The 559-nt window shown below is 67.8% G+C and carries 1 protein-coding gene; it reads left to right on the plus strand.

Annotated features, from left to right (window positions below; genetic code table 11):
• Positions 1–559, plus strand: a 559-nt coding sequence (locus A2J03_RS21770; protein ID WP_156520512.1) for an FAD-dependent oxidoreductase, incomplete at both ends; no start/stop codon positions are given.

Below are 559 nucleotides of genomic sequence, written 5' to 3' on the forward strand. Positions count from 1 at the left end.
CCCCGGTCTACCCGACGCACCTGACCGGTAAGACCGTCGCCGTCGTCGGCTCCGGACCTGCGGGACTCGCTGCGGCGCAGCAACTCACGCGCGCCGGGCACACCGTCACGGTGTTCGAGCGTGCCGACCGCATCGGTGGCCTGCTTCGCTACGGCATTCCCGAGTTCAAGATGGAGAAGCGCCACATCGACCGTCGTCTGGCACAGATGGAGGCCGAGGGCACGGTGTTCCGTACCGGCGTCGACGTCGGCAAGGACATCTCGGCCGACGAGCTTCGCGCACAGTTCGATGCAGTCGTGCTGTCCGGTGGAGCCACCGCGTGGCGTGACCTGCCGATCGAGGGTCGCGAGAACGAGGGCATCTACCAGGCAATGGAATTCCTGCCGCACGCCAATCGTGTGCAGCAGGGCGACTTCGCCGAGCCCCCCGTCAGTGCCAAGGGCAAGAAGGTCGTCATCATCGGCGGCGGCGACACCGGCGCGGACTGCCTCGGCACCTCGCACCGCCAAGGCGCGGAGAGCGTCCACCAGTTCGAGATCATGGCTCGCCCGCCGGAAGA

The sequence above is a fragment of the Rhodococcus sp. EPR-157 genome (assembly GCF_001647195.1).
Taxonomy (GTDB): Bacteria; Actinomycetota; Actinomycetes; order Mycobacteriales; family Mycobacteriaceae; genus Rhodococcoides.